This window comes from Pseudomonas sp. Mn2068, from assembly GCF_049319725.1.
In the GTDB taxonomy this organism is placed as follows: domain Bacteria; phylum Pseudomonadota; class Gammaproteobacteria; order Pseudomonadales; family Pseudomonadaceae; genus Aquipseudomonas; species Aquipseudomonas gingeri.
Map to the genome: position 1 here is coordinate 71,446 of NZ_JBMOUG010000006.1, position 26,438 is coordinate 97,883.

The window sequence follows — 26,438 nt, forward strand, 5'->3', positions numbered from 1 at the left end:
GGTGAGTGCAGAAAAACAAAGGGCACGACCTGAATGAACAGAGTCGTGCCCGATGTTAACCGCCTGGCGGGCAAGCCGCCAGACGATCGAGTGCTGCTTAAGCAGCCACCACAACAACGCGTACGGTTGCTTCGACTTCGGCGTGCAGGTGCACGGCCACGTCGAATTCGCCAACGTTGCGGATGGTGCCGTTCGGCAGACGCACTTCGCTTTTTGCCACTTCTACGCCGGAGGCGGTCAGGGCATCAGCGATGTCGTGGGTGCCGATCGAACCGAACAGCTTGCCTTCGTCACCGGCGGTGGCAGTGATGGTCACTTCCAGCTCAGCCAGTTGGGCGGCGCGCGATTCAGCCGAAGCTTTCTTGTCTGCTGCGGCTTTTTCCAGCTCGGCACGACGCTCTTCGAACGCAGCCAGGTTGGCAGCGGTCGCAGCGGTGGCTTTGCCGAAAGGCAGCAGGTAGTTACGGCCGTAACCAGCCTTAACGTTTACCTTATCGCCCAGGTTGCCCAGGTTGGCGATTTTTTCCAGAAGGATCAGTTGCATGTGGAAATCCTCTTAACTTTTAACCTTCACCGTTCGCGTTATCGGCGTCTTTCGACGCGAGACGACCGCGAAAATCAATCAGGCTGTCGACAATGGCCAGAACCACGAGCAACGGACCGAGCAAGTGCATGAAAGGCAACAACGTCACGTATATCCCCACCAGCCAGAAACCGGCCAGTCGCTTCTGCGCCACCAGCCCGTGAATCAGGGCCAGACCGGCGAAGACCAGCGGTACGCCGCACAACGGCAACAGGATCAGTGCATGCAGCCCGAAAAACGGAGCCACACACATGACGGCCAGCAGCGACAGCGCCACGTTCTTCGGCAGTCGGATGGCGCGAAACTCGCGACCGAAACCACCGGGGTTATACAACAACGCCTGCCAATAGCGCCCAAGAATCAGGCACAGCACGCTAAAGACCTGCAACGAAATCGCTGTCGAAATGATCATCAGCGGAACGGTCAGGGCAGTGAGAAACGCCTTCTGGTCTGCCGAGAGTTTCTCGTAGACCTCACCCATCGCCAGCGGCAGGACGTGTTCGAACGTCTGCGCCAGTGACTCGATGAAGGAACTGAACAGCGTTCCCAGGCTCACCGCACACAACAACCCCACGGCCATGCTGCACAGCAGCACGCGGTTCCAGGTATGCCCGGCGCGCAGAACCAGCGCCAGGCTGCAAGCCCCGAACAGCACCAGAAGGGCCGTCGGGTCTTTCAGGAAATGCCAGCTCAACAACACCGACAGCAACCCGATACCCAGGACGCTCAAGGCGTCCGAACCACGCCGCAGGAGCACGAGGCATCCGGCGGCGGCACTCAACCAGAACAACAGCGGCAATGCCGCAGATCCGGCCACAACCAGCGTGGCCTGCACGCGTCCCCGCATGATGAAGTCAGCTAAGGCGCGCATGCATTCAATCCCTTACTACTTGTCGACTGCCCGGTCTCAGCGGCCGTGGCTGTCGGTGTAGGCCAGCAGGGCCAGGAAGCGGGCGCGCTTGATAGCGGTGGCCAGCTGACGCTGATAACGAGCTTTGGTACCGGTGATACGGCTTGGAACGATTTTGCCGGTTTCGGATACGTAGGCTTTCAGGGTGTTGAGATCTTTGTAATCGATCTCTTTCACGTCTTCAGCGGTGAAGCGGCAGAATTTACGACGACGGAAGAAACGTGCCATGTAATTGGCTCCTCAAAAGGTCCGTGGATTACTCGTCAGCGTTATCGCTGTTGTCGCTGTCATCACCATCAACGCCTTCGGCGTCGGAGTGCTCAGGACGGTCGCGACGCTCACGGCGCTCACTGCGGTTTTCTTCAGCCTTGAGCATCTCGGATTGGCCGGTGACGGCTTCTTCGCGACGGATGACCAGGTTACGGATCACAGCATCGTTGTAGCGGAAGTTGTCTTCCAGCTCGGCCAGGGCCTTGCCGGTGCACTCAACGTTCAGCATCACGTAGTGAGCCTTGTGAACATTGTTGATTGCGTAGGCCAGTTGACGACGGCCCCAATCTTCCAGACGGTGGATTTTGCCGCCGTCTTCTTCGATCAGCTTGGTGTAACGCTCAACCATGCCGCCGACTTGCTCGCTTTGATCCGGGTGGACCAAAAAGATAATTTCGTAATGACGCATGAATGCTCCTTACGGGTTGTAGCCTGCCGCTCAAAAGCGGTCAGACAAGGAGTGAATGACACTGGTGTGTCTTGCCTTCGAGTAGGCACAAATGCGCCAGCCATCACGGCAAGGGGCGCAATTGTAGAGAAGGGGGGCGAGGGGCGCAAGACAATTGGTGATTATTTGAACAGCCCGGCGCAACAAGCACCGCCGACTTGCCCCTTGCATCACAACCGAGGTGAATGCGATCACTGTGGGAGCCGGCTTGCCGGCGATGAGGCCGGCAAGCCCTGCGGTGACTGTGCGGCCATCATCGCTGGCAAGCCAGCTCTCACAAGGGTTTTGCGGTCGTCAGGCTTTTTTGCTGGAAGCCTTGACGCTGCGCTGGCGCAGCGCTTCGAACAGGCACACACCGGTGGCCACGGAGACGTTCAGGCTGCTGACGCTGCCAGCCATCGGCAGTTTCACCAAGTAGTCGCAGTGCTCGCGGGTCAGGCGACGCATGCCCTTGCCTTCGGCGCCCATGATCAGGATCGTCGGGCCGGTCAGGTCCTGCTGGTACAGCTCCTGCTCGGCTTCGCCGGCGGTACCAACCACCCACAGGCCGCGCTGCTGGAGCTTTTCCAGGGTACGCGCCAGGTTGGTCACGGCCACCAGCGGAATCACTTCCGCGGCGCCACAGGCGACCTTGCGCACGGCAGGCGTCAGGGTCGCGGACTTGTCCTTCGGCACCACCACCGCCAGCGCACCCGCCGCATCGGCGGTACGCAGACAGGCACCGAGGTTGTGCGGGTCGGTCACGCCATCGAGCACCAGGATCAGCGGTGCGCCCTCGGTGCGATCGAGCAGCTCGTCGAGCATGGCTTCGCCCCAGACCTGGCTGGGGCTGACTTCCGCCACCACACCCTGGTGCACGCCTTCGACCCAGGCATCCATTTCGCGACGCTCGGCCTGGCCGACGGAGACCTTGTTTTCGCCGGCCAGCTGCAACAGGCCCTGGACCCGCGGATCGCTGCGGCCTTCAGCCAGCCAGATCTGCTTGACCCGCTTGGGGTGATGACGCAACAACGCCTCCACGGCATGCACGCCGTAGATTTTTTCCAACTGACTCATGACTTGGCCTTGGGTTTGCGCGCCCCGCCGCTTTTCGCGGGACCGGTGCCCGCCTTGGGCGGACCTTTACGATGCTTGCTCGGCTTTTCCGGGGCCGCGCCGCGACCCGGCTTGCCATCGGCCTTGGCCTTGCCACCGTTTTTCGCCTCGGCCAGCAGTGCCTGCTTCATTTCGCGGCTCTTGCGCACTTCAGCGTTTTTCGCGGCGGCATCGCTTGGACGGTAGGCCTCGCTCGACTTCTTCTCGGCAGTGGTGCGACGCCCGGTCTTGACCGGCTCGGCGGCTTTTTCAACGGCCGCCGGCGCACTGCCTTCAGCACCACGCTTCTTGCGACCGATCGGTGCGCTGAGGGTCTTCTCGGCCATCTCGAAGTCGATCTTGCGCTCGTCGAGGTCGACGCGCATGACCTTCACTTCCACCGTGTCGCCGAGGCGGAAGCTGCGTCCGGTGCGCTCGCCCGCCAGGCGGTGATGCACAGGGTCGAAGTGGTAGTAGTCGCCCGGCAAGGCGGTGACGTGCACCAGGCCCTCGACGTAGATATCGGTCAGTTCGACGAACAGGCCGAAACCGGTCACCGCGGTGACCACGCCCGGGAACGACTCGCCCACGCGATCCTTCATGAACTCGCACTTGAGCCAGTTCACCACGTCGCGGGTGGCTTCGTCGGCACGCCGCTCGCTCATCGAGCACTGTTCGCCCAATTGCTCGAGGATCGCCTCGTCATACGGATAGATCCGCGCCTTCGGAATGGTCATCGCGCCGGCACGCCGTACGTGCGGGGTGTCCTGCTTCGAGTGGATGACGCTGCGGATCGCACGGTGCGTCAGCAGGTCCGGGTAACGGCGGATCGGCGAGGTGAAGTGGGTATAGGCCTCGTAATTCAGGCCGAAGTGGCCCTGGTTGTCGGCGCTGTACACCGCCTGGCTCAAGGAACGCAGCATCACGGTCTGGATCAGGTGGAAGTCCGGACGGCTCTGGATGCTGGCCAGCAAGGCCTGGTAATCCTTCGGCGACGGCCCCTCCTTGCCCTTGTGCAGGGACAGGCCCAACTCACCGAGGAACGCCCGCAGTTTCTCCAGGCGCTCTGGCGGCGGACCGTCGTGCACCCGGTACAGGGCCGGAATTTCGTGCTTCTTGAGGAATTCGGCGGTGGCCACGTTGGCCGCCAGCATGCATTCCTCGATCAGCTTGTGGGCGTCGTTGCGGGTGGTCGGACGGATTTCGGCGATCTTGCGCTCGGAGCCGAAGATGATCCGGGTTTCCTGGGTTTCGAAATCGATCGCGCCACGGGTATGACGGGCCGCCAGCAGCACCTTGTACAAGGCGTACAGCTGCTTGAGGTCCGGGATCACTTCCGAGTACTCGCCGCGCAGCTTCTTCGCCTCGGTGGTCTTCGGCTGCTCCAGGATCGAGCTGACCTTGTTGTAGGTCAGACGGGCATGGGAGTGGATCACCGCTTCGTAGAACACGTAGTCGGTCATCTCGCCCTTTTTCGACATGGTCATTTCACAGACCATGGCCAGGCGATCGACATGCGGATTCAGCGAGCACAGGCCGTTGGACAACTCTTCCGGCAGCATCGGTACCACGCGCTCCGGGAAATACACCGAGTTGCCGCGCACCTGGGCTTCGGCATCCAGTGCCGAGCCGATCTTCACGTAGCTGGAAACGTCGGCAATCGCCACGTACAGCTTCCAGCCACCGGAAAACAGCCGCAGCTTGCCCGGGATCGCTTCGCAGTAGACCGCGTCGTCGAAGTCGCGGGCATCTTCGCCGTCGATGGTGACGAACGGCAGATGGCGCAGGTCGACCCGCTTCTCCTTGTCCTTCTCCTCGACGACCGGCTTGAGCTTGCTGGCCTCCTTGAGCACGGCCTCAGGCCAGACATGGGGAATATCGTAGGTGCGCAGGGCAACATCGATTTCCATGCCCGGCGCCATGTAGTTGCCCACGACTTCGACCACGTCGCCCTGGGGCTGGAAGCGCGGTGTCGGCCAGTGGGTGATCTTCACTTCAACGAACTGCCCGACGCGGGCATCGGCATTGCGGCCCGGCGTGACCAGCACTTCCTGCTGGATCTTCGGATTGTCGGCCACGACAAAACCGATACCGCCTTCCTCGAAGTAACGGCCGACGATGGTCTCGTGGGCACGGGACACCACTTCGACGATCACCCCTTCACGCCGACCACGCCGGTCCAGGCCGGAAACCCGTGCCAGGGCACGGTCGCCATCGAACACCAGGCGCATCTGCGCCGGGCTCATGAACAGGTCGTCGCTGCCGTCGTCCGGGATCAGGAAGCCGAAACCGTCACGATGGCCGGCGATGCGGCCGAGGATCAGGTCAAGCTTGTCCACCGGCGCGTAGGTGCCGCGGCGGGTGTAAATCAGCTGGGCATCGCGCTCCATGGCGCGAAGGCGGCGGCGCAGGGCCTCCAGCTGGTCTTCGGTGGTCAGACCAAACTCTTCCACCAACTGCTCGCGACTCGCCGGCGACCCGCGCTCGGAAAGGTGCGCCAGGATCAGCTCACGGCTAGGAATAGGGTTTTCGTATTTTTCCGCTTCACGAGCGGCCTCGGGATCGAGGGACTGCCAATCGGCCATTAGATAAATTTCACCTTGTCTATATGCGGGTTAGTTTGGCATACGCGTATTGAAACGGGAAATTTCAGGCACGGATGACACCCGAAAACCCTTTTGTCGGCGGCTTCAGGCGCCGCTACAGACCATTCGCGATATTTTTTTCACTTTTTCGATCACAGGGGTTTACAGTACAAGAGAGCCTCCGTATAGTGCGCGCCATCGACGACGGAGACGTTATCGATGCTGCCCAGATGGTGAAATTGGTAGACACGCCAGCTTCAGGTGCTGGTGACCGCAAGGTCGTGGAAGTTCGAGTCTTCTTCTGGGCACCAATTCAAGACTTCAGAGATTCTGGAGTCCTCCAAAAACCCGCGAAAGCGGGTTTTTGCGTTTCTGGCTTCCGCAACCCTTGAACACGCCAATTCCCCTGTGGGAGCCGGCTTGCCGGCGATGAGACCAGCAAGTCGCCCATCAATCTTGCAGACGTCATCACCGACAAGCCGGCCCCCATCAAGACACCCTCCCCCCTTGCGCCCGATATTTGATTTATTAAAAGCAAAACAGGGGTTTACAGATCAAAACAGCCTCCGTATAGTTCGCCACATCAACAGCGGCAACGCTGAAGATGCTGCCCAGATGGTGAAATTGGTAGACACGCCAGCTTCAGGTGCTGGTGACCGCAAGGTCGTGGAAGTTCGAGTCTTCTTCTGGGCACCAATTCAAGACTTCAGAGATTCTGGAGTCCTCCAAAAACCCGCGAAAGCGGGTTTTTGCGTTTCTGACTTTCGCAATCCTTGAACACACCAGTCCCTGCGGGAGCCGGCTTGCCGGCGATAAGGCCGGCAAGCCTTGCATCGATCTTGCCGACGCCATCGCCGGCAAGCCGCCCCCTACAAGAATCCGAGTAACGGGACGCCCCCCCCACCACTCCGCCCGATCAGGCCCGGAACTGCCCCAGACTCGCCTTGAGCTGCGCCGCCAGGCTGTCGAGCACCTTGCCGCTGGCCGTGGTTTCCACCACCGCCTGTGCCGCGCGCTCGGCCTGGGCATGAATCACCTCGACCCGTCCACGCACCGCATGCGCGCCTTCGGCCTGCTGCGCCGCCGCCTGGGTCGCCAGGCCGATGGCCGCATGCACCTGCTCCACCGAGGCCTGAACCGTCTGCTGCAACTTCACGCTGTTGCGCAGCACCGCCAACCCTTCGTTCGCCTGCCGCCCGGCCTGGCCGATGGCCGCCACGGCCTCGCGGGCCCCCTGCTGCAAGGCGCCGATATGCGCCTGGATATCTCCGGTGGAGCTCTGGGTCTTGCTAGCCAGCGCCCGCACCTCATCCGCCACCACGGCAAACCCACGACCGGTTTCACCCGCCCGCGCCGCCTCGATGGCCGCATTCAACGCCAGCAGGTTGGTCTGTTCGGCAATCCCGTGGATCACCGTCAGCACCACTTCGATCTGCTCGCTCTGCTGGGCCAGCCGCTCGATCACCTTGGAACCGGTATCGACCTGCACCGCCAGGGCCTCGATCAGACCGCCGACCTGGGCAGAGGTCCGGGTATTTTCATCAGTGGCCTGGCGAATATCGATCACCTGCTTGAGGGCCGCCTGCATCGCCTGGCTCTCCGACTGCGCCTCATCCGCCATGCGCTCCAGCGCCCGCAGGCTCTGCTCCACCTCATCGCGCTGCAACTCGGCCGCCTTGTCGGCACCGGCGTTGCGCAGACTCATGGCACCGATCTCGACACCGGTACGCTGGGCCACATCCCCCGCCTCACGGACGATAGGCTGCAGCTTGTCGACAAAACGATTGACCGCCGAGGCCATGTCGCCGATTTCATCATTGCTGCTGAGCTGGACCCGCTTGGTCAGGTCGCCCTCGCCCGCCGCCAGGTCATTGAGCGCCGCGATCAGCAGATGCAGTTTGCTCACCACTCGCCGCCCCAGCACCACCGCCAGCAACAGCAGCACGCCAAGGCCGACCAGCGCCAGGCCCAGGCCGATGCGCCAGCGCAGGGTCTGTGCCGCATCCTGTACCGTACCGGTGGTGTTCACCTGCATTTGCGCAGCCGTCGACTGTGCCGACTGCAGGCGCGCGCGCATGGCCGTCGAACTGTCGGCCGCGGCCCCCTGCAAGCTGTCACCCACCAGCTTGTCGCTGCTGGCAATCAGGGCCGAGAAACGCTGGTCCAGGGCTTTCAGGTCGGTTTCGACCGAGGCCGTCGAGACCCCCATCAGGACCTTGCCGATTTCCACGCCATTGGGATTGATCGACGCCTCGAGGTAGTAGACCGACGGGTCGTTTTTCGCCGCGTTCAGCACCTTGTCCAGCGCCCGCTCGCCCTGGCCCTTTTCCAGCAGGGCCTTGTTGATCGGGTTTTCCCGGTTCAGGTAGCGGGTCAGGTGCTCGCCATTGGCGTCGTCGTAGACCACGAACAACACGTTCGGATTGCGCTGGGCGCGGCGGGCGAATTCGGACAGGGTCGGCACGTCGCTGTCCCACATCGCCCGGGGAGCGACGGAGGCGAGCAATTGCGCCATATCGTTGGCGGAATCCTGCAGATCCTTCTCCAGCGTGGCGCGCAGTTGAACCTGCTCACCCTTCAATCGCGAGGACAAACCGCTGGTCAGGCGCTGACGCGTGCTGGAAGAAAGATTGTCGAGGCTCGACGTCACTTCCTTGCCAGCCTGCTCCAGCTCGCCGGAGAGTTTCTGGCTATCGACACCCAGGCGACTGCCAAGATCGGCCTCGAGGGCAGTGACGGTGCTTCGGGTCAGGGCGACCGCTACCAGCACTTGCACCAAAAGGGCGATACCGAGCGTAACGAACACAGGCCGCAGTAAACGGCTTTGTAACAGTGAGAGAACGGCCGACACTGGAGACTCCTCCACTTTGGCGCCATTAATTTGATGGCACACTTTTTAGAAGATAATCACAGCAAGGGCCGTGCCGCACAACAGACATAAACGACAAAGGGTCCCATAAGGGACCCTTTGTGATCTACATCAACGACTTATCAGGCGAAAGGATGACGCAGAACGATGGTTTCGTTGCGATCCGGACCTGTCGAAATAATGTCGATCGGCGCGCCGACCAGCTCTTCGATGCGCTTGATGTAGGCACGGGCAGCCGCCGGCAACTCTTCCAGGGTCTTGGCACCCAGGGTCGACTCGCTCCAGCCTGGCATCTGCTCGTACACCGGCTCCAGGCCGATATAGCTGTCGGCATCGGTCGGCGCGTCGATGACCGCACCGTTCTCGTTCTTGTAACCCACGCAGATATTGATGGTTTCAAGACCGTCCAGTACGTCCAGCTTGGTCAGGCACAGGCCCGAGATGCTGTTGACGTCGATGGCGCGACGCAGGATGACCGCATCGAACCAGCCGCAACGACGGGCACGACCGGTGGTCGCACCGAACTCGTGGCCACGCTTGGCCAGAAAGGCGCCGACGTCATCGAACAGTTCGGTCGGGAACGGGCCCGAACCGACGCGCGTGGTGTAGGCCTTGGTGATGCCCAGGATGTAGTCCAGGTACATCGGACCAACGCCCGAACCGGTGGCGATACCGCCCGCGGTGGTGTTGGAGCTGGTGACGTACGGGTAGGTACCGTGGTCGATGTCCAGCAGCGAACCCTGGGCGCCTTCGAACATGATGTCCTTGCCGGCACGACGCAGGTTGTGCAGTTCGGCGGTGACGTCGAGCATCATCGGCTTGAGCAGCTCGGCGTATTCCATGCACTCGTCGAGTGTCTTCTGGAAGTCGATGGCCGGCTCTTTGTAGTAATTGACCAGCACGAAGTTGTGGTAGTCCAGCAACTCGCCCAGCTTCGCGGCAAAACGCTCGCGGTGGAACAGATCACCGATACGCAGGCCGCGACGGGCCACCTTGTCTTCGTACGCCGGGCCGATGCCACGACCGGTGGTACCGATCTTCAGCTCGCCACGGGCCTTCTCACGGGCCTGGTCCAGCGCCACGTGATAGGACAGGATCAGCGGGCAGGACGGGCTGATACGCAGGCGCTCGCGCACCGGTACGCCTTTCTCTTCCAGCTTGGTGATTTCCCGCAGCAGGGCATCCGGTGCAACCACCACGCCATTGCCGATCAGGCACAGCACGCCTTCGCGCAGCACGCCCGAGGGGATCAGGTGCAAGACGGTTTTCTCGCCGTCGATCACCAGGGTGTGACCCGCGTTGTGACCACCCTGGTAGCGCACTACGGCGGCAGCATGTTCGGTCAGCAGATCAACGATCTTGCCTTTGCCCTCATCACCCCACTGGGTGCCCAGGACTACGACATTCTTACCCATAACACTTGTCCTCATTCGCGCAAACTTGGTGCCGGCAGCCGCCGGCGGGAAAACTCAAGAAGCCAGCGGCAATACTTGCCAAAGCCCGTTCTGCAGAATCAATTGCCGGTCGCAGTCCGCTTCACGGGCGGCGGCCAATGGCTGCCCAGGCAAGGCCTGGACGACACGCTGACCCTCACTGCGCAACCGGCAGACTTGCTGCCAGAGTGCCGCATCCGCGCTGTCAGGCATCCAGATACCGCCAGACGGTAGCTCGATCTCAGCACGCCCCAGGGTCACCAGGGTTTTCAAATCGGTGGAAAAACCCGTCGCCGGGCGCGCGCGACCGAAGTCCGCGCCGATATCGTCGTAACGACCGCCCTGGGCGATGGCCTGGCCGACACCCGGGACAAACACCGCGAACACCACACCGGTGTGGTAGTGGTAACCGCGCAACTCACCCAGGTCGAAGTACAACGGCAGGTCAGGGAAACGCACCGACAGCCGCTCGGCAATCGCCAGCAGGTCGTCCAGCGCCGCCGTGACCGGTGCCGGAGCCCCCGCCAGGCGCACGCGCGCGGCCGCCAGCACTTCACGACCGCCACACAGGTCGACCAGAGCGCGCAGCATCGCCGCGAGTTCGGCCGGCAGGCCTTCGGTCAGGTCGATCACTTCGTCGATGGCCTTGCGCTGCAGGGCATCGAACAACTGTTGTTCCACTTCGCCGGACAGCCCGGCCGCACGGGCCAGGCCACGATAGATACCGACATGCCCGAGATCCATGTGGACATCCGGTACGTCGGCCAGTTGCAGCATCGCCAGCATCAGGCTGATGACTTCGACGTCGCTGCTCGGACTGGCATCGCCGTACAGCTCGGCGCCCAACTGGATCGGGCTGCGCGAGGACGACAGGGCCCGCGGCTGCGCATGCAGCACGCTGCCGGCGTAGCACAGGCGGCTCGGACCTTCGCGACGCAGGGTATGGGCGTCGATGCGCGCCACCTGCGGCGTGATATCGGCGCGGAAACCCATCTGCCGGCCCGACTGCGGGTCGATCACCTTGAAGGTACGCAGGTCCAGGTCCTGGCCCGCACCGGTCAGCAAGGACTCCAGGTACTCGATATGCGGGGTGACAACGAACTCATAGCCCCAGCTCTGGAACAGATCCAACACCTGGCGGCGCGCCACTTCGATGCGCGCCGCTTCAGGCGGAAGTACTTCTTCGATGCCATCTGGCAGGAGCCAGCGGTCTACCGTTGCCATTACGCCTTTCCCCTATGATCCGGGCGGCAAGCCCACAGGCGAGCCTTGAGTGAAGCAGAAAATGGTTAACGCGCGCGCAAGAACGACGCGACGAACAGCCGAAAACCGGCTTCGCCTACCACTTTCCTCGAAAAACCTGTCGAGTCGATCAACTCGGTTTTGCCAGCCTGCCGGCTAATCAACCATGCAGACGCAAAAAAGCCGGGAATTTCCCGGCTGCCGCATCATACACACGTTTTCCGAAAGGATCACCCCGCCAGGCGTTTTAGCCGCCGGGCGGGTGTGTTGATGCGCTGTAGATCAGGGCTTGGCTTTTTCCAGGTAATGGAAGAAGTCACTGCTCGGGTCCAGAACCAGCACGTCGCTCTTGTTCGCAAAGCTTTCGCGGTAGGCGCGCAGGCTGCGATAGAACGCATAGAACTCCTGGTCCTGGCCGTAGGCCTTGGAATAGATGGCAGCGGCCTGGGCATCACCGTCACCGCGAGCCTCTTCGGACTGGCGATAGGCTTCGGCCAGCAGCACGCGGCGCTGACGATCGGCGTCGGCACGAATGCCTTCGGCCAGCTCGTTACCCTTGGCGCGGTGCTCGCGAGCCTCACGCTCACGCTCGGTGCTCATGCGCTCGAACACGCTGCGGTTCACTTCCTTCGGCAGGTCGATGGCCTTGACCCGGACATCGATCACTTCGATCCCCAGCTCTTTCTCGGCCATCTTGTTCAGCGAGGAGGTGATATCCGCCATCAGCGCATCACGTTCACCGGACACCACTTCATGCAGGGTGCGCTTGCCGAACTGGTCACGCAGGCCCGATTCCAGGCGGCGCGAGAGGCGTTCGTCAGCGATCTGCTTGAGACCGGAAGTCGCGGTGTAGAAACGCTCGGCATCCTTGACCCGCCACTTGGCGTAGGCATCGACCATCACGGCTTTCTTTTCCAGCGTCAGGAAGCGCTGGGTCGGGGCATCCAGGGTCATCAGGCGGGCGTCGAACTTGCGCACCTGGTTGACGTAGGGGACCTTCACGTGAAGACCGGGCTGGACATCCGCCTGGACCACGCGACCGAATTGCAGCAGTACGGCCCGCTCGGTCTGCGACACGATGTAGAAGCAGTTCCAGCCGGCCAGGACCACGACGACGCCAACGATCAGGGCGATCAGCGATTTATTGCTCATCAGCGGCTCTCCCTTGTGCGCGTTTGCGGCAGGTCAGTGATATGCGGCACGACATCCGTGTTGCCGGAGGCTGCGGCCGAACCGGTTACTGGCGAATTACCGCCCGAACTGTTCTGGATCATCTTGTCCAACGGCAGGTAGAGCAGGTTGCTCTGGCCGTTCTTGTTGCCGGTCACGAGCACCTTGCTGGTGTTGCTGAAGACTTCCTGCATGGTGTCCAGGTACAGACGCTGGCGGGTGACTTCAGGTGCCTTGCGGTACTCGGCGACCAACTTGGTAAAGCGGTCTGCCTCACCCTTGGCGCGGGAGATCACTTCGTCACGGTAGCCGTTGGCATCCTCGAGGATACGCTGGGCCTGACCACGGGCTTCCGGTACCACGCCGTTGGCATAACCCTCGGCCTGGTTGCGCGACCGCTGCTCGTCTTCACGGGCACGGATCACGTCATCGAACGCTTCCTGGACTTCACGGGGCGCCGCGGCGCTCTGCACGTTCACCTGGGTCACGGTGATGCCGGTACGATAGGTATCGAGGAACCGCTGCAGGCGCTCCTTGATTTCGCTGGCCATCAGCTCACGACCTTCGGTCAGTACCTGGTCCATCGCGGTGGAACCCACCACGTGGCGCAGGGCACTGTCGGTGGCCTGTTGCAGGCTGATTTCCGGCTGGTCGACGTTCAGCACGAAGTCCTGCAGGTTGGTGATCTTGTACTGCACGGTCAGCGGCACTTCGACGATGTTCTCGTCTTCGGTCAGCATCTGCCCCTGCTTGGTGTAGGCACGCTCACGCGTGACGTTTTCCATGTACTTCTTGTCGATCGGCGGGAAATAGATATTCAGGCCCGGGCCGACAGTCTCGTAGTACTTGCCGAAGCGCAGCACCACGGCCTGCTCCTGCTCGTCCACGACATAGACCGCGCTGTACAGCCAGACAGCCGCCAGCACGACGAGACCGATGCCCAGCAGGCCGAAACCACCGCCCTTGCCGCTCGATCCACCACCGTCGTCACTGCGTTTCTTTCCGCCACCGAACAACCCGTTAAGGCTTTCCTGCAGCTTGCGGAAGGCCTCGTCAAGATCCGGTGGCCCCTTGCGGTCGCCGTTGTTACGACGCTTGCCACCCCAAGGATCCTGATTGTTCGAGTTGCCACCCGGCTCATTCCAAGCCATAGCGCTCTCCATCTGATAAAGCAAAGACGCACCCACGGCGCGCCGACCAATGCTACAGAATGCCTGCTACAGCGGCACAACCGCTTTGTCAGGCTTTTATTGCAAAGTGTGTTGTTCGATGAACTCCGGCGGCTTCATCCCTTCGCGCGAGACCACTCGATTGAGTTCGGCCCTGGGCAAACGAACCGACAGCAGACAGGTGCCTTCTTCGTCATGTTCTTCTTTCTGAACCGCACCCAACTCGAAAAACTGTGCACGCAGTCGAGCAAAACGCTGTGGCAAGCGCAAGGTGCCGACGAACAAATCGTTGCCCAGCAACTCGGCGATCGCCTGCCCGAGCAGCTCCAGGCCGACTCCGCCCCGGGCTGAAAGCCAGACCCGCTGCGGCTTGCCGTCCTCGTCGCGCTGGATCTGCGGCTCGACGCCCTCAAGCAGATCGAGTTTGTTATACACCTCGAGGATCGGCAAGTCCTGGGCCCCGATCTCGCCCAGCACCACCATCACCTGCTCGATCTGCAGCATCCGGTCCGGCTCTGCGGCATCGATCACATGGAGCAGCAGGTCGGAGTTGCTCGACTCTTCGAGCGTAGCCCGGAAAGCCTCGACCAGCTTGTGCGGCAGGTGCCGGATAAAACCCACGGTGTCGGCCAGCACGATCGGCCCGAGGTCATCCAGGTCGAGACGGCGCAAGGTTGGGTCGAGGGTGGCGAACAACTGGTCGGCGGCATACACGTCGGACTCGGTGACCGCATTGAACAGGGTCGACTTGCCGGCGTTGGTGTAGCCCACCAGTGACACGGTGGGGATATCGGCGCGCTTGCGCCCGCGACGGGATTGCTCGCGCTGGCTGCGGACCTTTTCCAGCCGGCCCTTGATCTGCCGCAGGCGTACCCGCAACAGGCGCCGGTCGGTTTCCAGCTGGGTTTCACCCGGGCCGCGCATGCCGATGCCGCCGCCCTGGCGCTCAAGGTGAGTCCAGCCGCGTACCAGACGCGTGCTCATGTGCTCAAGCTGGGCCAGTTCGACCTGGAGCTTGCCTTCATGGGTACGTGCGCGCTGGGCGAAAATATCGAGAATAAGGCCCGTGCGATCAAGCACGCGACACTCGAAGACACGTTCGAGGTTACGTTCCTGACTGGGCGTGAGGATGTGATTGAAAATCACGATTTCGACCTGCTCGGCCTTGACCAGGTCGCGAAGTTCCTCGACCTTGCCAGTGCCAATCAGATACTTGGCGGTTGGCCGATGACGCGGCACGTTGAAAAACGCGACGGTCTCGGCACCTGCCGATAGTGCCAACTCCTGAAACTCCTGCGGATCTTCGCGCGCCTCAGGGTCCTGACCTTCCAAGTGAACGAGAATCGCCCGCTCACCACCACCGTGGCGCTCAAAGAACAAAGGAGACTCCTATCAGGCGTTACCTGGCTCAGCGTCACCCTGTTCGGATTCGGTTGCGCTAGGCAGACGAATTGCACGAACCGGTACCACTGTCGAGATAGCGTGCTTGTAGACCATCTGGCTGACGGTGTTCTTCAGCAGGATCACGAACTGGTCGAAGGATTCGATCGTGCCTTGCAGTTTGATCCCGTTGACCAGATAGATGGAAACCCCAACCTTCTCTTTACGCAAGGTATTCAAGTAAGGGTCTTGTAGCGAATGCCCTTTTGACATGTGCCGCACTCCTTTAAGGATCAATAATAAAAAATGAATAAACAGGTGGCTTATGCCGCCACTCCCCCAAGGATAGACGGCAATTGCAGGGACTCAGCCCAATATGGAGATCGTCCCAAGGTATTTCAAGGCGCGTGGCAGATTGTCGCAATCCAGGCTGTCCAGCCAGTGTAAATCAGCCCAGCCGCGTAACCAGGTGAACTGGCGCTTCGCCAATTGGCGCGTGGCGATGATGCCCCGCTCCTGCATTTCGGCTGACGTCAGCTTGCCATCCAGATGATCCCAGACTTGTCTGTAGCCTACAGCACGTATAGACGGCAACCCGACATGCAAGTCACCTCTCCTACGCAGGGCTACGACCTCGTCAATGAATCCCTGTTCCAACATTTGTGTGAATCTTTGTGCAATTCGGTCATGCAGGACCTGGCGGTTCGCCGGAGCAATGGCCAGGTTCGCCACAGTATAGGGTAATTGCGGCCGTCCCGAAGCGGCTGCGTCAATACTTTGCGCAGATTGTCGCTGTCGATGGGCTGTCATGCTCGACCCGCTGACCCGATAGACTTCCAGCGCCCGGCTCAATCGCTGCGGGTCATTGGGATGAATGCGCGCCGCCGATTCCGGATCGATACTTGCCAACTGGTCGTGCAGGGCTTGCCAGCCAAGGCGTGCAGCCTCTTCTTCAATTTCCGCGCGAACCTGCGGATCAGCCGCCGGCATCTCCGCCAGGCCGTCGAGCAAAGCCTTGTAATAGAGCATCGTACCACCGACCAGCAGGGGAATTTTTCCCCGTGCGGTGATCTCGGCCATGGCTGCCAGCGCATCGGCGCGGAATTGCGCGGCCGAATAGCTCTGCGCGGGATCGAGAATATCGATCAACCGATGCGGAAACTGTGCCAACAGCTCTTTCGAAGGCTTGGCGGTACCGATGTCCATGTCCCGGTAAACCAGGGCAGAGTCGACACTGATCAGCTCGCAGGGCAGGACCCTGGTCAGCTCGATGGCCAGGTCGGTCTTGCCGGCCGCCGTCGGGCCCATGAGGAAAATCGCCGGGGGTAATGCCGTCTGTTTCAAAAGTCGGGAACCCGTCATCAGCGACCGCGCAGGAAAAGTTTGTCCAGGTCGTCCAGGCCCAGTTGGGTCCAGGTCGGACGACCGTGGTTGCACTGGCCACTGCGCTCGGTGTTTTCCATGTCCCGCAGCAGGCCGTTCATTTCCGGCAGTGCCAGGCGCCGGTTGGCGCGAATCGCACCGTGGCAGGCCATGGTGCCGAGCAATTCGTTCAGGTGTGCCTGGATACGGTCACTGGTGCCGTACTCCATCAGGTCCGCCAGGACATCCTGCACCAGCCGGTTGGCTTCAGCCTGCTTGAGCAGGGCCGGAATCTGTCGGATGGCCAGGGTTTCCGGACCCAGGCGCTGCAATTCGAAGCCCAGGCGCTGGAACCAGGCGACATGCTCCTCGGCGCAGTCGGCCTCGCGCTGGCTGACGGCCAGGGACTCGGGCACCAGCAGCGGCTGGCCGCTGAGGCCCTCGCTGGCCATGGCGATCTTCAGGCGCTCATACATGATCCGCTCGTGGGCGGCGTGCATATCCACCAGCACCAGCCCCTGGGCGTTCTCGGAGAGGATGTAGATGCCCTTGAGCTGCGCCAGCGCATAACCCAGCGGCGGAATGTCGCCCTGGCCTTCGGGCAGGCTCGGTACGCCAGCCTCCGGCAACGGCGCGAAGAACTCGCGGTAGGCGCTTTGCGCTTCTGCCGCCGGCGGCATCTGCGTCGATTGCGGACGGTATTGATACTGATAGCCGGCGCCGGAACCCGAGCCGGCAGTCGCGGCAAACGACGGCGAAGGCTGAGCCTGGGGCTGTTCGAGCAGGTTGGCGGCCAGGCGCATCTCGCCCTGGGGACCGAACTCGCCCGCTTCGAGCCCGCTCGGGCGAACAATGCCGGTCACCGCGGCCGGCGCGGCCAACTGGTCTTCCGGACGCACGTCGCCAAGGGCGCGGTGCAGGGTGCCATAGAGGAAATCGTGGACCATGCGCCCGTCACGGAAGCGTACTTCGTGCTTGGTCGGGTGCACGTTGACGTCGACCACCGAAGGATCGACCTCGAAAAACAGCACGAAGGTCGGATGCCGGCCGTTGAACAGCACATCGCGATAAGCCTGGCGCACCGCATGGGCCACCAGCTTGTCGCGGACCGCGCGGCCGTTCACATAGAAATACTGCAGGTCCGCCTGGCTGCGGGAGAAAGTCGGCAGGCCGACCCAGCCCCACAGGTGCAGACCATTGCGCTCGACCTCGATCGGCAGCGCCTGCTCGAGGAAACCCGAACCGCAGACCGCCGCCACACGCCGGGCGCGGGCCGCGTCGTCATGGGCCTCGTGCAGGCTGAGAATGCTCTTGCCGTTATGGCGCAGGTGAAAGGCCACATCGAAGCGGGCCAGGGCCAGGCGCTTGATCACTTCCTGCAGGTGGTCGAATTCGGTCTTCTCGGCCTTGAGGAACTTGCGACGCGCCGGCGTATTGAAAAACAGGTCGCGCACTTCCACCGAGGTGCCCACCGGATGGGCCGCCGGCTGCACCCGGGCATCCATGTCGCGGCCTTCGGTTTCCACCTGCCAGGCTTGATCGGCGTCGCGGGTCCGCGAGGTCAGGGTCAGGCGCGCCACGGAACTGATGGACGCCAGGGCCTCGCCCCGGAAACCGAGGCTCATCACCCGCTCAAGGTCTTCCAGGTCGCGAATCTTGCTGGTGGCATGGCGCGCCAGGGCCAGCGGCAGGTCATCGGCGGAAATGCCGCTGCCATCGTCGCGCACCCGCAACAGCTTGACCCCGGCCTGCTCGACGTCCACATCGATACGCCTGGCACCGGAGTCCAGGCTGTTTTCCAGCAACTCCTTGATCACCGAGGCCGGGCGCTCGACCACCTCGCCGGCGGCAATCTGGTTCGCCAGACGCGGGCTGAGCAGCTCGATACGGGCTCGTTCGTTCAGGATTGCATCGCTCATTGTTTGGCCGCCAGTTCAGCACCAGGAATGGTCAGGTTCTGTCCCACCTTCAACTCGTCGCTGCTCAGGTTGTTGGCACTGCGCAAGGTCGCCGCCGAGACCTGGTAGCGCACGGCGAGCATGGCCAGGGTCTCGCCCGGCGCCACGCGGTGGTCACGCGGGCCCTGGGCAATCTTGCCAGAATCGCGCAGCCAGGCAATGTAGGTCCCCGGTGGCGGGTTCTGCTGGAAGAACTGGCGGATACCGGCACTGATGGAACGCGCCAGGGCCTGCTGATGGTTCGCGGAGGCCAGCTTGGAGGCCTCGTTGGAGTTGGAGATAAAGCCTGTCTCGACCAGGATCGACGGGATATCCGGCGACTTCAGCACCATGAACCCGGCTTGCTCCACACGCTGCTTGTGCAGCGGCGTCACCCGGCCGATGTTGCTCAGGACCTTCTGGCCGACGTTCAGGCTGGACGTCAGCGAGGCGGTCATGGACAGGTCGAGCAGGACGCCGGCGAGCATCTTGTCCTTGTCGTCGAGGCTGACGTTGCCGGCACCGCCGATCAGGTCGGAACGGTTTTCACTGTCCGCCAGCCAGCGCGCGGTCTCGGACGTCGCGCCACGATCGGACAGGGCGAATACCGAGGCACCGAACGCCGCGGCGGATGGTGCGGCGTCCGCGTGGATCGAGACGAACAGGTCGGCGCCTTTCTTGCGGGCGATCTCGGTACGTCCGCGCAGGGGAATGAAGTAGTCGCCGGTACGGGTCAGCTCGGCGCGATAGCCCTTCTGGCCATTGACCTGGCGTTGCAGTTCACGGGCGATCGACAGCACCACGTCCTTCTCGTGCTGGCCACGGGAGCCGGACGCACCCGGGTCTTCGCCGCCATGACCGGCGTCGATCACCACGATGATGTCACGCTTGCCGGCCGGGGCCGGCGGCAGCTTGATGGCCGGTTCCGTCGGTGTCACCGGCACCGCCGGCAGCGTCGCCACGCTGGGCGCCGGATTGGACGCGGGCGTCGGCGTCGGCGCGGCATCGGCCGGGTTGTCGAACAGGTCGACCACCAGGCGATTGCCGTACTGGGCGTTCGGCGCCAGGGTGAAGCTTTTCGGGGTCACGGCTTTTTTCAGGTCGACCACCACCCGCAGGTCGGTCGGCGTGCGCTGGGCGGCGCGGACGCTGGTGATTGGCGTATTGGCCGTCGGCACGTTCAGCGGGCCAGCCAGGGTCGCGCCATTGATGTCGATCACCAGGCGATCGGGTGCGGTCAGCGTGAAGACACTGTGCTGGACGGTGCCAGACAGGTCGAACACCAGTCGTGTGTTATCCGGGGCTCGCCACAGTCGAACACTCTTGACCTGTGTCGCCGCTACGGCGTCGACGGCCAGTGCCGTAAGTAACAGTCCTACGACAGCAACCAGCGCGCGAATGCGCATACCAAACCCCATCATTTATTTGAATTCCAATGCCAGTGCGGCACACCAGGCCTCGCCTCGCGACCCCTGGAACAACAGACACAGCGAACGTCCGCCATTATGCGGGCTAATGGTAATGGTCAGGTCGGGCTTTGGCAAAAAGCCTGCACCTTTGTCGGGCCACTCCACCAGACACAGGGCATCGCCGTCGAAATAGTCGCGAATCCCCAGGTATTCGAGCTCTTCGGGATCGACCAAGCGGTAAAGATCGAAATGGTAGGCACGAACTTCAGCGAATTCGTACGGCTCGACCAGCGTAAAAGTCGGACTTTTCACTGCCCCAGCATGCCCCAGCCCGCGAATGATGCCGCGCGACAGCGTGGTCTTGCCGGCGCCCAGGTCGCCTTCGAGGAAAATCACCCCGACACCGGCGGTCACTTCGGCGATTTTCCGGCCAAACGCCACCATGCTTTCTTCGTCAGGCAATTGCAGGGTTAGTTCAGACACGGCGATTGCTCCTCCAGCAACTGACGGATGGCTGGAATCAGGTCACTGGCCGCCAGCCCACGGCCCTTTCTGCCTTGCAGCTCGCCGGCGCCGGCATGCAGCCAGACCGCCAGGCAAGCCGCCTCGAATGCCGCCAGGCCCTGGGCGCGCAAGGCACCGATCAGGCCGGCGAGGACATCGCCCAGCCCGGCGGTGGCCATGGCCGGATGACCGCGCTCACAGCGCGACAGCCGCCCATCCGGCGCGGCAATCAGGCTGCCAGCGCCCTTGAGCACGCACACCGCCTGGTACTTCGCGGCCAGGGCCCGTGCCGCGGCGACACGATCGGCCTGCACCTGCGCTGTCGACATGCCCAGCAGGCGCGCGGCCTCGCCCGGATGCGGGGTGATCACGCAATCGGCCGGCAGCCGCGTCTCGCCGCTCGCCAGCAGATTCAACGCGTCGGCGTCCCAGACCTGCGCCACCGCGGCGTTCGCGGCCAGCGACAACAGACTGCGGCTCCAGGCGAACTGCCCGAGGCCCGGGCCGACCACCAGGACCGTGGCCTGCTCCAGCACGTCCATCAACTGATTGGCCGACTCGACGCCGACCACCATCACTTCCGGCAGGCGCGCCAGGGCAGCGGCCACGTGTTCCGGCCGCGTCGCCAGGGAGACCAGGCCCGCGCCACCGCGCAGGGCCGTTTCGGCGCTGAGCAGGATCGCCCCGCCGAAACGCCGGTCGCCACCGATCAGCAACACGTGGCCGAACTGGCCCTTGTGGGCGTCCGGTTGACGTGCGGGAAGGCTCGGCAAAGTGGCGAGGGTCAGTGACTGAATATCGGGAAAAGGCGGTTTGGTCTGCGGCATGCGTCGTTCGGCTCTGATGTCTGGCAGAATTATACGCACCAAAGCCTAGGTTTCTCCTGTCTCATGCCTGTAAATAGCGTCGACCTTCCCGCCCTCGCCCAATCCATCAAGGAATGGGGCCGTGAGCTGGGCTTTCAGCAAGTCGGTATCGCGGGCGTCGAGCTGGGCGAGCATGAGCAGCACCTGCAACGCTGGCTGGATGCCGGCTACCACGGCGACATGGACTACATGGGCGCGCACGGCAGCAAGCGCTCGCACCCCGACGAACTGGTGCCCGGGACATTGCGCGTGGTGTCGTTGCGCATGGACTACCTGCCCGGCGACACGCAGATGGCCCAGCGCCTGGGAGAGCCGGAAAAGGCCTATGTCTCGCGTTATGCCCTGGGCCGCGATTACCACAAGCTGATCCGCAAGCGCCTGCAACAACTGGCCGAGCGCATCCAGCAGGTCATCGGCCCGTTCGGCTACCGCGCCTTCGTCGACAGCGCCCCGGTGCTGGAAAAGGCCATTGCCGAACAGGCCGGGCTCGGCTGGATCGGCAAGAACACCCTGGTGCTCAATCGCAAGGCCGGCAGCTATTTCTTCCTCGGCGAGCTGTTCGTCGACCTGCCGCTACCGGTGGACGCCCCCCATGCCACCGAGCATTGCGGACGTTGCACGGCGTGCATGGATATCTGCCCGACGGCGGCGTTTGTCGGCCCCTATGTGCTGGATGCGCGACGCTGTATCTCGTACCTGACCATCGAGCTGAAAACCGCGATCCCAGAAGACTTGCGCCCCCTGATCGGCAACCGGGTGTTCGGCTGCGACGATTGCCAGATCGTCTGCCCGTGGAACCGTTTTGCCCGCGCCTCCGACGAAAGAGACTTCAAGCCCCGGCACAGCCTGGACAATGCCGGGCTGGCCGAACTGTTCCTGTGGGATGAAGAGACCTTTCTGAAAAACACCGAAGGCTCGCCGCTGCGCCGGGCCGGCTACGAGCGCTGGCTACGCAACCTGGCGGTCGGCCTGGGCAACGCGCCCTCGACGATTGTGGTACTGGAAGCCCTCAATGCCCGCCTGGACTATCCGTCGGAGCTGGTCAGGGAACACGTGCAGTGGGCACTGCATCAACATGCCGGGCGCAACGCCCCCTGACCGTCGGGTTCAAGCAGACAGCGCAAACCCACTGACCGGGGCCTGCAGCTCGATATCGCAACGACGCACCTGCGCCTTCAGCAACAGCAGGGAATGCCCCGTCGAATGCCTCAGCGTGATCCGCGAACTTTCCCCCACCACCGCCATCACCGGGTGCGTCTCGCCGCTCTTGAACGAGATATGCGCCGGCAGTTGAACCGTGCGCACCACCTGCTCCAGCGCGCAGGCGGCCTGGTCATCGGCACTGACCAGGTCGAGCCGGAAGGTGCTCTTGCCCTTGAACTTGACGATCTCCAGCGACGAGCGGGACAAGTCCAGCTCCGCCAGGGTCTCGCGGTCCTGGCCGGACAGGTCCAGGCTCACTTGCGGCAGCGTCGGGAAATCCCCCGGCGGAACGAGCAGTTCCGTCCGACTGCCGAAGTTCGAGTCGAAGTCCTTTGAGCTCAGCACGCTTTTCTTGAACTGCAGGGTGTAGGGCGTCTCGCGGTGCAGCCTGACCTGGTAGCGGTTCAGCGCCCGCTCCTGGGGTGACTCTCCCGCCGCCCAGCCAAACGGATTGGCCTCCAGCAACAGGTGGGGCGTGGCACCGAACAGCAGGATCGTCGGGATCGCACCGAAATCCAGCAGTTCCAGCCGTGTGTTCGGCGTGGACGGCATCGTCACCATCAGCTTGCGCGGGCGCTCCCGGCGACGCAGGTACCAGCCCTTGTGGACCTGCACGGTCTTGTCCTGGTCCTTCCCGTCCGACCAGGTCTGCAGGTCGTCCGGGCTCAGCCCCAGCGGCGACAAGGTATAACCCTTGGGCTGCTGGCGCAGGCTGGAACCCTGGCTGATCGAACCGATGTCCTTGAGCGGATTGGTCTGGTCGCTGTCGTCGGCGTCATTGATCATCGGCGTCAGCAACAGATCGATACTCTCTTCGCTCACCCCGGTGAACAGTTGATCCGCCGCCTGGCGCATCTGCTGCTGGGTGAGAATGCCGTGCAGTGCCGAAGCCCCGAACAGGTTGCCGAAGAACAGGCCAACCTTTTCATCCCAGCGATAGTTCTCCAGTTGCGAGAGGCTGACAATGGCGTTCAGCAGGATGTTCACCACGGCCAGGGCCATCCCCACCAGAATCAGCGCGACCCCGACCCCGGGCACACCGATCAGGATAAAGCCCGCCAGGCCCAGACCGAACGAGGCGCCATCGATCACCGTCATGGTGATATACAGCGCCTGTTCCTCGACGCTCCTGGCCAACCGTGCGCCTTCGACGTTGCGATACAGGCTGACCGCCGTGAACAGCACATCGAGGGGCAGCAGCACCTTGTTCATCTTGAAGAACAGCTGGTCCAGCCGCGGTTGCCAGAGTGCCCGCGACGCGCTGGAGGCCAGGCGCAAGGCCAGTGCCGGGCCGATATCGGAGCTGAAATCGAAGACCCCCTTGACCACCGCCAGCGAATCGCTGGTGCTGAACAGCCCCGACCTGACCGAGGAAAAGTCGAGGTGGAAGGGCTGGGTGCGGAAGTCCGCGAAGACCCCGAATGCCCCGAGCAGGCGACTGGAGCCGGCGGCCAAGCGCGCAGTGGCTTTCAGGGCGATGGGTGACAACTGCTTTTTCTCGAGACGGGTCCTGGCGCGCTCGAGATTTTCCCGGGTCTCTTGCAGGCTTCTCAGCGAACGCGAGTCGTTGAGAAATGGCTTCTTCTTGTCCAGGCTGCTTTCCAGCCGCTCCATGGCCGACAGGGTATTTATTTCGTCCCCGGCGTCCAGCAATCGCCGCAGTTCCCGTGTGGGCATCCCCAACTGTTCGCTGCCCTGCAGCCCCCGCAGCAGGCCGGTGTCCACGGTCACCATGTCCGGCTGAGGGCTGGGTGCTTGAAAGGAATGAAACTCGCTCGGAGCGAACTGTATATACGGATAATTCTTGAAAAACTGCCGGGCGGCGAAATCGATATCGATGCCGGTCATCGCCCGATACTCCTCCTTCTCCAGCAGAAAGAGCTTTTTATAGGCGGCCTCATAGCGCTCTTCGGTGCCAGGCATCCTGGAACCGCACAATATGAAGATCAGGTCGGTGAAGTGCCTGATCTTTGCAGGCCCATGGGGATCATAGGGATCAATCAGGATTTTTATTTTCGTCGCATGGTAAATCTGATAACCGCCGAGAAAATCCCGACGGTCCGCTGCCGACTTCAATTGCGCCAGAAAACCTATCACTTTGCGCACGGTATCGACTTCGCCGACTGGCAGCATATCCGGCCCTTCGGCGATGGAGGCAACCGACACCAGCCTCTGGACATCGCCGACCGCCCCGGGAAACCGATCAACGATCAGTTGGGCACACTGCTCCACTCCCGACCTGCGCAGATCGAGCACCGCGCGTGTGACGCGGTTGATAGAGTCGAACGTGGTCTTATCGACATAAGGAATACCGGGCGTTTCCGTAAACAGTCGATCCGCCTGTAAAACCTGTGTGCTTCTCAGGTAATCCGCGAATGAAAGATAGTTCGGATCGGTAAAGGTAGAAGACCAGTGAAAATTCTCGCTGATCGCCACCTGAATACCCGAAGAGTTATCGATCAGGTGCCTGAACGCCTTGAGCACATGCCCGGGAAAAACAAAGTGCTGCTCCTGCCACAGACTCGACAGGGCACGACCGAGTAGCAGCTGCGACGTCAATACCAGCGGCGATCGCGGACTGGAGATGATCAGTAAATTGGGAATTCGATCCGGTTCAAAAAACACCGACGACCTTTCCAGGAAAAGACAGGTAATGTGCTTCGCCAGCACATCAGGAATATGGCAGGACTGAAAATTGATCACCTTCAATTTCCTGAACCCTGTCGCGCCATAATTGGCGAGCAGGTTGTCGTGCAGCCAGCCCGCAACCTTTTCCGGATAACCGGACACGCGTCGCTCTATATCCTGACCGTGGGCGATGACATTGACGACTCCGTCAAATTCGACACCTGGCGCCGCCGCCGCGGAATATTTTATGACCAGGTCGTTATTGCTGATTGAATAGTCGGCCCCCAACTCGAGGTAACTGCGGCCCCCCGGCTTGAGTATGCGACCCAGCGCCCGCTGCCTGAACTGATCGAACTCGCCATGAATATTGAGCAGCATCCTCCGCCACTCCGGAGAGCCTTCGTTGGGTAGCGTGAGCAGGACCTGTGTCACGCGTCGCTGTCTCAAGGCGCCTAATTGATGGAACCCGGTAAACAGCGAAGGTGGCATTGAGCCGAGATTGATCGCCAGGAGGAAATTGGCAAATTCCTGCCGGGTATTGATACGCCCTTTCCATTGTGTGTAGTACTTCGAAACAAGACGCATACTGGCAGCGGAATCCGGACTTTGCGCCGCGACCACCTGATAGAGTCTGACATCGGCAACATCGTCACCCACCAGCAGATTCAATGTGTGCTCAATGGCACGCTTGCGACGACTTCCCGGACCCGATGCGCTATCCGTTGCCGGCGGATTCGCCAGGTTCACACCTTGCAAGCGTCGCATCTTCGCCTGTGCGGCCCCGACCTGCTGGAGAGAAAGCAGCCCGTTCAAAAAATCCAGCTCTTGTTTTTTAACGCTGGAGTTCTCGCCCGCCGGAGTGACCATCGCGATAAAGTCCCGGGTCAATACCCAGTTGATCCGATGCTCTTCGGCAACCCCCTCCCTTATCAACGCCGACTTGAGCAGAGGGTAAGAAGCCGCCAACTCGCCATCCAGGTCACGCCACAAAGAAAAGGACGACATATCGCGAAGAAAATCAAATACGAACTCTTCCCGAAAGCAGGGATAGATAATTCGTTGTTCATCCGCTCCCTGGGTATGGATTGTTCCCAGGAGATAGCTCTTGCCACCTTGCGTGGCATGTATTTCCTTGCCTTGCAGATACAGCTCGGGAAAACAGACTTTATATTTTTCCAGGACACGTTGAGTTTCAGCGAGGTACGCCAGGTCATCCTGGCTCAATGCGTCACCCGATATTTCGTAGCGATTCGAGCCATAATCGAACAACAGTCTGTTCATACAAGAACCCCATCCCGCCCGATCAGGCACGGAGGGAGACAAGCGGACAGAAAAGACTCAGACATCGTAATATCCTTATTACTACTTATGAGTCACAAGGCTACTCGTTGTCCTT

Annotated in this window: 20 protein-coding genes and 2 tRNA genes; 3 read left to right on the plus strand and 19 right to left on the minus strand. The window is 61.9% G+C overall.

The window, feature by feature from the left end:
- Positions 1 to 97: 97 nt before the first annotated feature.
- The 6 genes from rplI to rnr all read right to left on the minus strand — a co-directional run bounded on the left by rplI (position 98) and on the right by rnr (position 5,870).
- Positions 98 to 544: a 50S ribosomal protein L9 gene (rplI, locus tag ACL9RJ_RS15470; protein WP_017125059.1), complete on the minus strand. Its 447-nt coding sequence runs from the start codon at positions 542 to 544 to the stop codon at positions 98 to 100.
- Positions 545 to 563: 19 nt separating this feature from the next.
- A complete protein-coding gene (locus ACL9RJ_RS15475) occupies positions 564 to 1,454 on the minus strand; it encodes a hypothetical protein (protein ID WP_017125060.1) in 891 nt (296 codons plus the stop codon).
- Positions 1,455 to 1,490: 36 nt separating this feature from the next.
- Positions 1,491 to 1,721, minus strand: a complete 231-nt coding sequence (rpsR, locus tag ACL9RJ_RS15480) for a 30S ribosomal protein S18 (RefSeq protein ID WP_002551829.1) — start codon at positions 1,719 to 1,721, stop codon at positions 1,491 to 1,493.
- 28 nt (positions 1,722 to 1,749) lie between these two features.
- Positions 1,750 to 2,172 carry a 30S ribosomal protein S6 gene (rpsF, locus tag ACL9RJ_RS15485; protein WP_008035342.1) on the minus strand — a complete coding sequence of 141 codons (423 nt, stop codon included), beginning with the start codon at positions 2,170 to 2,172 and terminating at the stop codon, positions 1,750 to 1,752.
- A gap of 333 nt (positions 2,173 to 2,505) precedes the next feature.
- A complete protein-coding gene (gene rlmB / locus ACL9RJ_RS15490) occupies positions 2,506 to 3,267 on the minus strand; it encodes a 23S rRNA (guanosine(2251)-2'-O)-methyltransferase RlmB (protein ID WP_103033099.1) in 762 nt (253 codons plus the stop codon).
- Positions 3,264 to 5,870 (minus strand): ribonuclease R, encoded by a 2,607-nt coding sequence (rnr, locus tag ACL9RJ_RS15495; RefSeq protein WP_017125063.1) that lies wholly within the window; start codon positions 5,868 to 5,870, stop codon positions 3,264 to 3,266. The genes rlmB and rnr overlap by 4 nt, the downstream gene beginning before the upstream one ends.
- A 224-nt stretch (positions 5,871 to 6,094) precedes the next feature.
- On the opposite strand from rnr, the gene ACL9RJ_RS15500 reads away from it, so the two are divergent.
- Positions 6,095 to 6,181 (plus strand) — tRNA-Leu (locus tag ACL9RJ_RS15500).
- 298 nt (positions 6,182 to 6,479) lie between these two features.
- Positions 6,480 to 6,566 (plus strand) — tRNA-Leu (locus ACL9RJ_RS15505).
- Positions 6,567 to 6,786: 220 nt separating this feature from the next.
- Here ACL9RJ_RS15505 and ACL9RJ_RS15510 read toward each other — a convergent pair.
- From ACL9RJ_RS15510 to ACL9RJ_RS15565, 12 genes are all read right to left on the minus strand, one after another.
- Positions 6,787 to 8,721: a methyl-accepting chemotaxis protein gene (locus ACL9RJ_RS15510; protein WP_042934896.1), complete on the minus strand. Its 1,935-nt coding sequence runs from the start codon at positions 8,719 to 8,721 to the stop codon at positions 6,787 to 6,789.
- Between the two features lie 140 nt (positions 8,722 to 8,861).
- Positions 8,862 to 10,154: an adenylosuccinate synthase gene (locus ACL9RJ_RS15515; protein ID WP_422765443.1), complete on the minus strand. Its 1,293-nt coding sequence runs from the start codon at positions 10,152 to 10,154 to the stop codon at positions 8,862 to 8,864.
- Between the two features lie 54 nt (positions 10,155 to 10,208).
- On the minus strand, positions 10,209 to 11,396 hold the full coding sequence (locus tag ACL9RJ_RS15520) for an ATP phosphoribosyltransferase regulatory subunit (RefSeq protein WP_017125066.1): 1,188 nt from the start codon (positions 11,394 to 11,396) through the stop codon (positions 10,209 to 10,211).
- Between the two features lie 300 nt (positions 11,397 to 11,696).
- Positions 11,697 to 12,566 carry a protease modulator HflC gene (hflC, locus tag ACL9RJ_RS15525; protein WP_017125067.1) on the minus strand — a complete coding sequence of 290 codons (870 nt, stop codon included), beginning with the start codon at positions 12,564 to 12,566 and terminating at the stop codon, positions 11,697 to 11,699.
- Positions 12,566 to 13,735, minus strand: a complete 1,170-nt coding sequence (hflK, locus tag ACL9RJ_RS15530) for an FtsH protease activity modulator HflK (protein ID WP_017125068.1) — start codon at positions 13,733 to 13,735, stop codon at positions 12,566 to 12,568. Before hflK ends, hflC begins: the two co-directional genes overlap by 1 nt.
- A gap of 96 nt (positions 13,736 to 13,831) precedes the next feature.
- Complete coding sequence (gene hflX / locus ACL9RJ_RS15535) at positions 13,832 to 15,133, minus strand: ribosome rescue GTPase HflX (RefSeq protein ID WP_422765444.1); 1,302 nt, start codon at positions 15,131 to 15,133, stop codon at positions 13,832 to 13,834.
- 12 nt (positions 15,134 to 15,145) lie between these two features.
- On the minus strand, positions 15,146 to 15,406 hold the full coding sequence (hfq, locus tag ACL9RJ_RS15540) for an RNA chaperone Hfq (RefSeq protein WP_017125070.1): 261 nt from the start codon (positions 15,404 to 15,406) through the stop codon (positions 15,146 to 15,148).
- A gap of 93 nt (positions 15,407 to 15,499) precedes the next feature.
- Complete coding sequence (miaA, locus tag ACL9RJ_RS15545) at positions 15,500 to 16,495, minus strand: tRNA (adenosine(37)-N6)-dimethylallyltransferase MiaA (RefSeq protein ID WP_017125071.1); 996 nt, start codon at positions 16,493 to 16,495, stop codon at positions 15,500 to 15,502.
- Positions 16,495 to 18,399 (minus strand): DNA mismatch repair endonuclease MutL, encoded by a 1,905-nt coding sequence (gene mutL, locus ACL9RJ_RS15550; protein ID WP_177083813.1) that lies wholly within the window; start codon positions 18,397 to 18,399, stop codon positions 16,495 to 16,497. The genes miaA and mutL overlap by 1 nt, the downstream gene beginning before the upstream one ends.
- An 11-nt stretch (positions 18,400 to 18,410) precedes the next feature.
- Positions 18,411 to 19,850, minus strand: a complete 1,440-nt coding sequence (locus ACL9RJ_RS15555; protein ID WP_209436720.1) for an N-acetylmuramoyl-L-alanine amidase — start codon at positions 19,848 to 19,850, stop codon at positions 18,411 to 18,413.
- Positions 19,851 to 19,853: 3 nt separating this feature from the next.
- A complete protein-coding gene (gene tsaE / locus ACL9RJ_RS15560) occupies positions 19,854 to 20,324 on the minus strand; it encodes a tRNA (adenosine(37)-N6)-threonylcarbamoyltransferase complex ATPase subunit type 1 TsaE (protein WP_422765445.1) in 471 nt (156 codons plus the stop codon).
- Entirely contained in the window at positions 20,312 to 21,172 is an 861-nt protein-coding gene (locus tag ACL9RJ_RS15565) for an NAD(P)H-hydrate dehydratase (protein WP_212810424.1), read from the minus strand. The genes tsaE and ACL9RJ_RS15565 overlap by 13 nt, the downstream gene beginning before the upstream one ends.
- A gap of 63 nt (positions 21,173 to 21,235) precedes the next feature.
- Between ACL9RJ_RS15565 and queG the strand changes: the two genes are divergently transcribed.
- The gene (gene queG, locus ACL9RJ_RS15570) at positions 21,236 to 22,309 is read left to right on the plus strand and encodes a tRNA epoxyqueuosine(34) reductase QueG (RefSeq protein WP_212810423.1); all 1,074 of its coding nucleotides are present in this window, start codon (positions 21,236 to 21,238) and stop codon (positions 22,307 to 22,309) included.
- Positions 22,310 to 22,318: 9 nt separating this feature from the next.
- Here queG and ACL9RJ_RS15575 read toward each other — a convergent pair whose 3' ends face one another.
- Entirely contained in the window at positions 22,319 to 26,323 is a 4,005-nt protein-coding gene (locus ACL9RJ_RS15575; RefSeq protein WP_422765446.1) for a hypothetical protein, read from the minus strand.
- Positions 26,324 to 26,438 lie beyond the last annotated feature (115 nt).

Excerpts from the sequence above, each read along its gene's own strand:
- rplI (WP_017125059.1), bottom strand. The coding sequence starts at position 544 with ATGCAACTGATCCTTCTGGAAAAAATCGCCAACCTGGGCAACCTGGGC.
- ACL9RJ_RS15475 (WP_017125060.1), bottom strand. The coding sequence starts at position 1,454 with ATGCGCGCCTTAGCTGACTTCATCATGCGGGGACGCGTGCAGGCCACG.
- rpsR (WP_002551829.1), bottom strand. The coding sequence starts at position 1,721 with ATGGCACGTTTCTTCCGTCGTCGTAAATTCTGCCGCTTCACCGCTGAA.
- rpsF (WP_008035342.1), bottom strand. The coding sequence starts at position 2,172 with ATGCGTCATTACGAAATTATCTTTTTGGTCCACCCGGATCAAAGCGAG.
- rlmB (WP_103033099.1), bottom strand. The coding sequence starts at position 3,267 with ATGAGTCAGTTGGAAAAAATCTACGGCGTGCATGCCGTGGAGGCGTTG.
- rnr (WP_017125063.1), bottom strand. The coding sequence starts at position 5,870 with ATGGCCGATTGGCAGTCCCTCGATCCCGAGGCCGCTCGTGAAGCGGAA.
- ACL9RJ_RS15515 (WP_422765443.1), bottom strand. The coding sequence starts at position 10,154 with ATGGGTAAGAATGTCGTAGTCCTGGGCACCCAGTGGGGTGATGAGGGC.
- ACL9RJ_RS15520 (WP_017125066.1), bottom strand. The coding sequence starts at position 11,396 with ATGGCAACGGTAGACCGCTGGCTCCTGCCAGATGGCATCGAAGAAGTA.
- hflC (WP_017125067.1), bottom strand. The coding sequence starts at position 12,566 with ATGAGCAATAAATCGCTGATCGCCCTGATCGTTGGCGTCGTCGTGGTC.
- hflK (WP_017125068.1), bottom strand. The coding sequence starts at position 13,735 with ATGGCTTGGAATGAGCCGGGTGGCAACTCGAACAATCAGGATCCTTGG.
- hfq (WP_017125070.1), bottom strand. The coding sequence starts at position 15,406 with ATGTCAAAAGGGCATTCGCTACAAGACCCTTACTTGAATACCTTGCGT.
- miaA (WP_017125071.1), bottom strand. The coding sequence starts at position 16,495 with ATGACGGGTTCCCGACTTTTGAAACAGACGGCATTACCCCCGGCGATT.
- ACL9RJ_RS15555 (WP_209436720.1), bottom strand. The coding sequence starts at position 19,850 with ATGGGGTTTGGTATGCGCATTCGCGCGCTGGTTGCTGTCGTAGGACTG.
- ACL9RJ_RS15565 (WP_212810424.1), bottom strand. The coding sequence starts at position 21,172 with ATGCCGCAGACCAAACCGCCTTTTCCCGATATTCAGTCACTGACCCTC.
- queG (WP_212810423.1), top strand. The coding sequence starts at position 21,236 with ATGCCTGTAAATAGCGTCGACCTTCCCGCCCTCGCCCAATCCATCAAG.
- ACL9RJ_RS15575 (WP_422765446.1), bottom strand. The coding sequence starts at position 26,323 with ATGAACAGACTGTTGTTCGATTATGGCTCGAATCGCTACGAAATATCG.